The 8998-nt window shown below is 29.1% G+C and carries 9 protein-coding genes and 1 pseudogene; 4 read left to right on the top strand and 6 right to left on the bottom strand.

The genetic code is table 11. The features are described from left to right. A pseudogene (locus AB1Z17_RS04285) lies at positions 1–165 on the top strand (signal recognition particle protein); the annotation flags it as partial. Positions 166–202: 37 nt separating this feature from the next. After that, positions 203–1078 (top strand): bifunctional 5,10-methylenetetrahydrofolate dehydrogenase/5,10-methenyltetrahydrofolate cyclohydrolase, encoded by an 876-nt coding sequence (locus AB1Z17_RS04280; RefSeq protein ID WP_368050559.1) that lies wholly within the window; start codon positions 203–205, stop codon positions 1076–1078. Positions 1079–1195: 117 nt separating this feature from the next. Here AB1Z17_RS04280 and AB1Z17_RS04275 read toward each other — a convergent pair whose 3' ends face one another. After that, the gene (locus AB1Z17_RS04275) at positions 1196–1558 is read right to left on the bottom strand and encodes a cupin domain-containing protein (RefSeq protein WP_368050558.1); all 363 of its coding nucleotides are present in this window, start codon (positions 1556–1558) and stop codon (positions 1196–1198) included. 132 nt (positions 1559–1690) lie between these two features. Here AB1Z17_RS04275 and AB1Z17_RS04270 point away from each other — a divergent pair, with 132 nt between their 5' ends. Beyond that, positions 1691–3049, top strand: a complete 1359-nt coding sequence (locus AB1Z17_RS04270; RefSeq protein ID WP_368050557.1) for an MBL fold metallo-hydrolase RNA specificity domain-containing protein — start codon at positions 1691–1693, stop codon at positions 3047–3049. Here AB1Z17_RS04270 and AB1Z17_RS04265 read toward each other — a convergent pair whose 3' ends face one another. The 3 genes from AB1Z17_RS04265 to AB1Z17_RS04255 are packed head-to-tail and all read right to left on the bottom strand — an operon-like array spanning position 3050 to position 5834. Further along, positions 3050–3694, bottom strand: a complete 645-nt coding sequence (locus AB1Z17_RS04265) for a pyridoxamine 5'-phosphate oxidase family protein (protein WP_368050556.1) — start codon at positions 3692–3694, stop codon at positions 3050–3052. Positions 3695–3698: 4 nt separating this feature from the next. Then, a complete protein-coding gene (locus AB1Z17_RS04260; protein WP_368050555.1) occupies positions 3699–4262 on the bottom strand; it encodes a hypothetical protein in 564 nt (187 codons plus the stop codon). A 60-nt stretch (positions 4263–4322) separates the two neighbouring features. Continuing rightward, entirely contained in the window at positions 4323–5834 is a 1512-nt protein-coding gene (locus tag AB1Z17_RS04255; protein ID WP_368050554.1) for a helicase HerA-like domain-containing protein, read from the bottom strand. Positions 5835–5938: 104 nt separating this feature from the next. On the opposite strand from AB1Z17_RS04255, the gene AB1Z17_RS04250 reads away from it, so the two are divergent. Further along, positions 5939–6571: a 7-carboxy-7-deazaguanine synthase QueE gene (locus AB1Z17_RS04250; RefSeq protein ID WP_368050553.1), complete on the top strand. Its 633-nt coding sequence runs from the start codon at positions 5939–5941 to the stop codon at positions 6569–6571. On the opposite strand, the gene cmk is transcribed toward AB1Z17_RS04250, so the two are convergent. Together cmk and AB1Z17_RS04240 are read right to left on the bottom strand one after the other, a co-directional pair. After that, positions 6568–7260: a (d)CMP kinase gene (cmk, locus tag AB1Z17_RS04245; RefSeq protein ID WP_368050552.1), complete on the bottom strand. Its 693-nt coding sequence runs from the start codon at positions 7258–7260 to the stop codon at positions 6568–6570. The genes AB1Z17_RS04250 and cmk overlap by 4 nt on opposite strands. A gap of 111 nt (positions 7261–7371) precedes the next feature. Continuing rightward, positions 7372–8998 (bottom strand): Lon protease family protein (locus AB1Z17_RS04240; protein ID WP_368050551.1); only part of this gene is annotated, 1627 nt, incomplete at its 5' end.

The following is an 8998-nucleotide window of genomic DNA, read 5'->3' as shown; positions in this document are numbered from 1 at the left end:
ATTAATGCAACAAGAAAAAAACGAATTGCAAAAGGATCTGGAACAAGCATTCAGGAAGTAAATCAATTGTTAAAACAATTTACTCAAATGAGTAAAATGATGAAAATGATGCAAGGTGGTGGCGGCAGACAAATGATGCAAATGATGAAAGGAATGGGGAAATAGTTAATTAAGGCAAAAGTTTAAAGTCAAAAATACACAAATGATATTACTAGACGGTAAAAAAACATCAGCAGATTTAAAAATTGAAATTGCTGAATCAGTAAAAAAACTTAAAGCTGAAGGAAAAAAAACACCACATTTAGCAGCTATTTTAGTAGGTACTGATGGTGCAAGTATGACCTATGTAAATGCCAAAGTAAAAGCTTGTGAATTGGTTGGTTTTAATTCTACATTAATTGATTTACCTGAAGAAACTTCAGAAGAAAGTTTATTAAAAGAAATTGAAAATCTTAATACTAACAATAATATTGATGGTTTTATAGTTCAATTACCATTACCAAAACATATTGACGAGTCAAAAGTATTAATGGCAGTAAATCCAGATAAGGATGTAGATGGTTTCCACCCAACAAATGTTGGTAGAATGACGTTGGATTTACCTTCATTTTTACCAGCAACGCCATTTGGTATTTTAGAATTATTGGAACGATATAACGTTGAAACTTCTGGTAAACACGTTGTTGTTATTGGAAGAAGCCATATTGTGGGTCGCCCAATGAGTATTTTAATGAGTCAAAAAAGACCAGCTGGAAATGCAACAGTTACAGTTGCTCATAGCCGAACAAAAAACTTAAAAGAATTTACTTTACAAGCTGATATTATTGTTGCTGCATTAGGTATTCCAGAGTTTTTAACCGGCGATATGGTTAAAGATGGTGTTACTATTATTGATGTTGGAATTACTAGAGTTGAAGATGCTTCAAAAAAACGAGGTTATAGATTGGCTGGTGATGTTCATTTTGAAAGTGTAAGCCCTAAATCCGCATTTATAACTCCTGTTCCGGGAGGTGTTGGACCTATGACAATTGCAATGCTTTTAAAAAACACTTTATTAGCTTGCGAAAGAAAATGGTAGGTTTTTTAATCTAGTATAAGGTATAAAATACTGGTATTAGATTCTATAATGCAATTACTGACAACTCATTCTTAATATTAGACTTTGATTTGTTTATTATTAATCTTTCATTATCAATTAATTTTCTGCTCTATTTACCAAATCCACAGAAAAAGCTGGTAAACAAACTGCTAAATATTCACATGCTTCATCAAACGGATTGGAATACTGAATTCTTGTTCCTTTTAAAATTTTAATAGATTCTCCGGCCTCTAAAACAACCAAATCTCCATCTATATTAAACTGTTTTTTTCCTTTAATAATGTAGGTGTATTCATCAAAATTAGGTGTTTGAAAAGGTTCACTCCACTTTGGAGGAGCAACCATACGTGCAATACTTAATTCTGAAATAACACTTGCTAAACCAAAATGTTCTTCAATTAATTTACCATCTGTAGTTGGTACTATAAATGGTGATTTTTGAATGTGATAATTTTTCATTTAAATAATTTATAAGTATAAAAAGAGTTTTTTAATAATTCATTTAAAATTACTAAAAAATGGATTAAAAATCGTAAATTAGTAAGTGAATCTCACCTCAATTTATAGTATTAAATGTATAAATCTAAAGAAATGAAACTTACATTCTTAGGAGGAGCAGGCACAGTTACAGGATCAAAAGCTTTATTAGAAAGTGATTACACAAAAATATTAATTGATTGCGGTCTATTTCAAGGCTTAAAAGAATTGAGAAGAAAAAATTGGGATAATCTTCCTATTAACCTAGATGAATTAGACTTAATAATTTTAACACATGCACATTTAGATCATTCCGGATATCTTCCTATTTTGGTTAAAAATGGTTATAAAGGAAAAGTTTATTGTACAAAAGCTACTAGAGATTTAACTGAAATCATTTTACTAGATAGCGGAAAAATACAAGAAGAAGATGCAAGAAGAGCTAATAAATATAGTTATACAAGTCACGATCCCGCAATTCCTTTATATGATATTGAAGATGCTCAAAGTGCAATAACAAGATTAAAAACATTCGATTTAAATACTTGGATTAAAATAAATGATGATATAAAATTTCAATTTATAAACAGTGGACATATTTTAGGAAGTGCCTTTGTAGTTTTGAATGTTAAAGGAAAAATTATAGTATTTTCTGGGGATATTGGAAGGAAAGAGCCAATTCTACTGCCTAAATATGAATACATTGAAAAAGCCGATTATGTAGTAATTGAATCTACATACGGAAACAGGTTACATAAAAATAGAATTATTACTGAAGAATTATTGAGATACATTAAACTCACATACTCTAAAGGAGGAATCCTAGTAATTCCTAGTTTTTCAGTTGAAAGAGCACAAGAAATTATTTACTTTTTAAGCGTTTTAAAGCGTGAAGGAAAACTACCGAAAATCCCAATTTATTTAGATAGTCCAATGGGTGTTAACGCTACGGAAGTTTACTTAAAATATAAAAATGCACATACGTTAACGGACGAAGATATTAAAAGTATGTTATCTACTGTTCAGTTAATTAGTGGTGTTAATACTTCTAAAAGTATAGTAAATGATGAAAAACCTAAAATTGTATTAGCAGGAAGTGGAATGATTACTGGAGGAAGAGTACTTCATTATTTAGATAAATTAATTTCAGATGAAAAAAATAGTATTTTAATTGTTGGATATCAAGCTGAAGGAACTCGAGGTAGATCCTTACTTTCAGGAGATTCTGAACTTAAATTTTTTGGTAAATACTATAAAATTAAAGCTGAAGTATTTAAAATAAATGAGTTTTCAGGACACGCTGATCAAAGTGAATTGTTAGATTGGTTACAACATTTTAATGAGCCCCCTAAGTTAACCCTCATTAATCATGGAGAGCCACACCAAAGTCAAGCTTTAAAAGTTAAAATTAAAACTGATTTAAAATGGAAATGTACCGTTGCAAAAATGAATAATGAATACTATTTAGACTAATTAATCTTTCATCAAATTATTTACACTTTGAGGAATGAGGATTCCATCTTTTAATAATGGATCAGCTATTGGAATATCCATAGTTGTTTTAATTGGAATTACACCAGCCCAAATTTGTAAATCATAATCTTGTTTATCATCTATAGGTGGTCCAGTTCTAATTTTTGCAGATGCTTCCGATATTGGGATTTTAATAATTTTTGTTGCTTTCATTTCTTTTTCATTAGGCAACCTAACTTCTTCCCAGCGATTTGGAATAATTTGATCTGAAATAATTTTAAGAGCTAAAATACGCTCATCTTCATTAGTAACAAGCAATGCTTCCCCAAAAATTGTAACAGATTTATAATTTAAAGAATGATGAAATGCTGAACGTGCCAATACAATTCCATTTGTTTCAGTAACATTAACTGAAATTGGGAATCCCTTTTCCAATTCCACTAGCATTCTACTTACAGTGGCTCCGTGAATATAAATATGGTCTTTTTTTCTTCCATAAATAGTTGGAATAATTACAGGATAGCCATTATGTACAAAAGCAACTTGACAAATAAAACTATTGTCTAAAATATTATATATAGTTTCACAATCATAAAAACCTCTTTTAGGAGCTCTTTTAACTTTTGTTTTATCGGAAGCACTCATAATATTAATTAAACCAAATAGTGAAGTATTTAATTTTTGCAATATCTGGAATTTGATCAATAGAAACTTCTTCTCTACTAAAAGTGTTTAGCCCTAATTCCTTTTTATCAATAGAAATAGTAGCATTTAATTCATCGATAAACAACGTGGCAGATGTTAATGTAGTTTCAACTTTGTTTACCATATAATTCTCATTAATATCTTTAAATGTTGATTTTAATGAAATTCCTTTATCTGTAATATAATTCGAATCAAAAATTTGAATACTCCTTATTTTTGATAAGGAATCATTTTGATCGGTTGGAACAATTTCTAATAATTTTTTTCCATCTTTTGAAAAAATAACATACTCTTCTTTATCAAGAGAAAAAATTTTATCTTTTTCAGCTTTATCTGGATAAATTGATACAATTGAATCCATTTTAAAAATTGTATTTAATTCTAATATAGAAGTTTGTTTATTTAAAGAACCTACACTACCTTTTTCAATTAGAAATTTGTTTTCTTTTCCACATTGTATAAATACTAATGAAATTAATACAATAAGACATCTTTTTAACAATGACATAATTTAATTACAATTTTATATAATTTAATAGTAACGTTTAGTTTTGTAATTTATTTGAAATTACATAACGCGTTTTAATATTCCTAAAACACCTCTAATAAAAGTGGCACTTGTAACTACTTTTAAAATAGGGTTCATTCTTGTGCTTTTACGTGTTGATCTTCTTGTCGATTTTGAGGCTTGCTGTTTCTTTTCTTCAACTGCTTCCTTTTTATTTATTGCCTCAATTTTTTCATTTAAAATTTCATAAGCACTTTCTCTATCAATAGTTTCATTATATTTATAATATAACCTTGAAGTATCTATTAATTGCTTCAATTCTTTATCGGATAATATATCCATTCTACTCATTGGGGCTCGCATCATTGTTGCAGCCAATGGTGTTGGAATTCCTTTTTCATTTAATACAGAAACAAAAGCTTCACCAATTCCTAATTGTGTTAAAGATTCATCAACATCGTAATATTCAGAATCTGGATAATTTTCAGCAGCTAATTTTATAGCTTTTCTATCTTTAGCAGTAAATGCTCTTAAGGCGTGTTGCACTTTTAAACCCAATTGCGCTAATACATCTTCTGGAACATCTTTTGGGTTTTGAGTTACAAAAAACAACCCAATTCCTTTAGAACGTATTAATTTTACAATACTTTCAATTTGAGATAATAATGCTTTTGAAGCTTCGTCAAATATTAAATGAGCTTCGTCTATAAATATTACTAATTCAGGTTTTCCACTATCACCTTGTTCAGGAAATGTTGAATATATTTCAGCCAATAGCTGCAACATAAATGTAGAAAACAATTTAGGTTTATCTTGTATATCAGTTAAACGTAATACTGAAATTATTCCTTTTCCTTCGGAATCTGTTCTCACCAAATCTTTTACATCAAAAGAACGCTCACCAAAAAACAAATCACCTCCTTGTTGTTCAATTTCTACAATTTTTCTTAAAATAGAACCTGTACTTGCCGTAGAAATTCTACCATATTCTGCTTGTATTTCTTCTTTTCCTTCAGCAGTTGCATATTGTAATATTTTTTTAAAATCTTTTAAATCTAATAAAGGAAGTTTATTGTCATCGCAATATTTAAAAATAATGGATACTATTCCACTTTGAGTTTCTGTTAAATCTAAAATTCTTGATAATAAAACTGGACCAAATTCTGAGATTGTTGCTCTTAATCTAACGCCTTCTTGCTCCGAAATTGATAAGACTTCAACAGGGAATTTTTTAGCTTCAAAAGGCAATCCAATAGCTTCATGCCTTTCATCAATTTTTCTATGTCCAGGGCTTGGCATTGCCAATCCACTTAAATCTCCCTTAATATCCATTAAAAGTACAGGAATACCTTTTTCAGATAAGTTTTCAGCCATTACTTGTAACGACTTTGTTTTCCCTGTTCCAGTAGCTCCAGCAATTAATCCGTGCCTGTTTAATGTTTTTAATGGCACTTTTACAAAGGCATCCTTTATAGTTTCTCCGTCTAAAATAGCTGAACCAAATGTAATAAAATCTCCTTTAGTTGCGTACCCTTCAGTAATATGATTAAAAAAAGCTTCTTTTCTATCCATTTTCAAAATTTTGTTAAAAATAAGATATAAAACTCAAATTAAAAATTTCAACAGAAATTATATTCTATTTATTTATTGTTAGCCTTAATGTTTATATTTGCAGCATGATAAATCAAGCAATACAACAACAAATTAATAAAGGTCAAATGTTACCTTTAATGGAAGAATTCTATACAATACAAGGTGAAGGTTTTCATACAGGGAAAGCAGCCTATTTTATTAGAATTGGAGGTTGTGATGTTGGTTGCCATTGGTGCGATGTAAAAGAAAGTTGGAACGCAAACTTGCACCCTCCAACAAACACCGATACTATTATAGAAAATGCAAAAAAATTCGCAAATACCGTTGTTGTAACTGGTGGAGAACCATTAATGTGGAGTTTAGATTATATTACAACAAAATTACAAGCACTTAATCTAAAAACACATATCGAGACTTCTGGCGCTTATCCATTATCCGGAAAATGGAATTGGATTTGTCTATCTCCTAAAAAAATAAAACTTCCTTTAGATGGAATTTATAATGAAGCACACGAATTAAAAGTTATTATTTCTAATAAGCACGATTTTAAATTTGCTGAAGAACAAGCTGCAAAAGTTAACGCCAACTGTGAATTGTATTTACAACCAGAATGGAGTAAAAGAGAACAAATGACACCGCTAATTGTTGAATTTGTAATGAAAAATCCACACTGGAAAATTTCATTACAAACTCATAAGTACTTAAATATACCTTAAACAGTTTTTAACTTTTCTTGAACAATTGTATAAATAATATTGAATTGTTCATCTAAGGTTAAGTTAGAATTATCTATTTCAATAGCGTCACTGGCTTTAATTAATGGAGAATCATAGCGCGTAGAATCTATATGATCTCTATACTCAACATTTTTTAATATTTCCTCAAAAGTAACCTGATCTCCACGTTTAATAAGTTCATCAAAACGTCTTTTTGCTCTTTTACTCGCCGATGCATTCATAAAAAGTTTTAATTCTGCATTCGGAAAAACAACAGTTCCTATATCTCTTCCATCCATTACAACTCCTTTGTTTTCACCAAATTTTTTTTGTTGCTCAACTAATTTTTTTCTAACTTCTGAAACTTCCGCAACTTTACTAACAAGTTTTGAAACTCCCAAAGTTCTTATTTCTTTTTCAACATTTACATTGTTCAAGTAAATCTCAGCAAAACCAAGAGATGTGTTATATTTAAAAGTTAAAATAATATCATCTAATCTTTTTATTAATTCATCTTTATAAAAAAAAGTGTCTGAAATAATACTATTCTCCATTGCAAAATAAGTAACAGCTCTATACATTGCACCAGAATCAACATAAACATACTTTAATTTTTTTGCCAACTCTTTTGCAATGGTACTTTTACCTGTTGATGAAAAGCCATCAATAGCAATTGTGATTTTTTTCAATTTTATTTTATTTATTGCACAAAGAAAATAGAAATATAGATAATAACGTAATATTTTGAATACTTTTTATTAAAACAATTATAATAAACTTATATAAAAAAGATTATTAAATCATTTTTTTAGTTCTGAGAATTTTTTAATATTTTTATTTAATTCATCTATTCTTTTATCTACTAAATAATGAACAGAATTTTTGGTGAAAGATTTGTTTTTCAATTGTTTTCCTGCAGGATGCCCTAAAAGAATTTGAATACCTTCATCAATAGTGGAAACTGACCAAACATGAAACTTTTTTTCTTTAACCGCGTCAACAATTTCTTGTTTAAGCATTAGGTTTTGCTCATTACTTTTAGGAATTACTACACCTTGTTCACCCGTTAAACCAACTTGTTTGCACACTTCAAAAAAACCTTCTATCTTTTCATTTATTGCGCCAACAGGTTGTACTTCTCCTTTCTGGTTAATAGACCCAGTTACTGCAATACCTTGTTTTATAGGCAATTGCGAAAGACTTGATAAAATTACATACATTTCAGCACTTGAAGCGCTATCTCCTTCAATTTCAGAATAACTTTGTTCAAAACCAAGACTTGCAAAAAGACTTATTGGTTTTTTCTGGGCATATTTTTCAAGCAAATAACCCTGTAAAATAAGTACACCTTTGGTATGAATTGGTCCTGCAAGCTTTGCTTCTCTTTCAATATCAACTAAACCTTTTTTACCCGTTGCTATACTGGCAGTTATTTTATTTGGTTTGCCAAAAGTAATATCTCCCAAATTCAATACTGATAAGCCATTAATTTGACCAATTTCGAATCCCCCTAATGGAATCATTAACTGATTTCGTTTAATCATTTCATTAATTTTCTCCTGAATAAGGTTAGATCTATAATATTTGGCATCAATAGCTTCATTTATATGCTTTAACGTAATTTTATCTGTACCATCTATCTTTGCATAGTGGTGTGCCTCTATTAAAAAATTGCTAATATCTCCAAATTTTATAGAAAGTTTATTTTGGTCATGAACCATTCTAGATGCTTGTTCTACAACACATGTTATCGCTTTTTCGTCTAACGGAAGTAATTTATTCTCCTGTTCTAATTTATATATAACTCCTGCAAAATCCTTTATATTTTGTGTGGAGTAATCCATTGACGTATCAAATTCTGCTTTAACCTTAAATAATTCTTTAAAATCTTCATCTAATTCATACAGTAAATAGTATAATCTTGGTGAACCAATTAATATTATTTGAACATTCAGTGAAATTGGATCAGGTTTTAGGCTTTTTGTACTTAAAAAACCGTAAAGTTCACTAATATCCTCAATTACAATTTCACTATTTTTAAGAGCCCTTTTTAAACTTTCGTACGAAAAGTAATTTGAAAGAAGTTCTTTTAACGGTATAATTAAGTAGCCGCCATTTGCTTTATGTAAAGCTCCCCCTCTAATTAAAGTGAAATTTGTAATATATGTACCCATATCCGATTCACGTTCAACCTTTCCAAAAAGATTATTATATGTAGGATTCAACTCCATAATTATTGGAGCTCCTTTTAAATCAGAATTATCGGTGATAACATTTACTTGGTATTTTAAAAATCTTTTATTTTTACTTAATGGTACTTTTCTTTGCAAATCTGAACCATCTAAAAACTCATTCAAATTATTTATAATATCGTTTTTAATATCATGTAAATAATCAATTACATCATTAAAATTTTTATATTTTTTT

It is taken from the genome of Lutibacter sp. (assembly GCF_040883305.1).
Lineage (GTDB): Bacteria > Bacteroidota > Bacteroidia > Flavobacteriales > Flavobacteriaceae > Lutibacter.
This window is presented reverse-complemented; position numbering and strand designations above follow the sequence as displayed.

Excerpts from the sequence above, each read along its gene's own strand:
- AB1Z17_RS04260 (WP_368050555.1), bottom strand. The coding sequence starts at position 4,262 with ATGTCATTGTTAAAAAGATGTCTTATTGTATTAATTTCATTAGTATTT.
- AB1Z17_RS04265 (WP_368050556.1), bottom strand. The coding sequence starts at position 3,694 with ATGAGTGCTTCCGATAAAACAAAAGTTAAAAGAGCTCCTAAAAGAGGT.
- AB1Z17_RS04255 (WP_368050554.1), bottom strand. The coding sequence starts at position 5,834 with ATGGATAGAAAAGAAGCTTTTTTTAATCATATTACTGAAGGGTACGCA.
- AB1Z17_RS04270 (WP_368050557.1), top strand. The coding sequence starts at position 1,691 with ATGAAACTTACATTCTTAGGAGGAGCAGGCACAGTTACAGGATCAAAA.
- AB1Z17_RS04280 (WP_368050559.1), top strand. The coding sequence starts at position 203 with ATGATATTACTAGACGGTAAAAAAACATCAGCAGATTTAAAAATTGAA.
- AB1Z17_RS04250 (WP_368050553.1), top strand. The coding sequence starts at position 5,939 with ATGATAAATCAAGCAATACAACAACAAATTAATAAAGGTCAAATGTTA.
- AB1Z17_RS04275 (WP_368050558.1), bottom strand. The coding sequence starts at position 1,558 with ATGAAAAATTATCACATTCAAAAATCACCATTTATAGTACCAACTACA.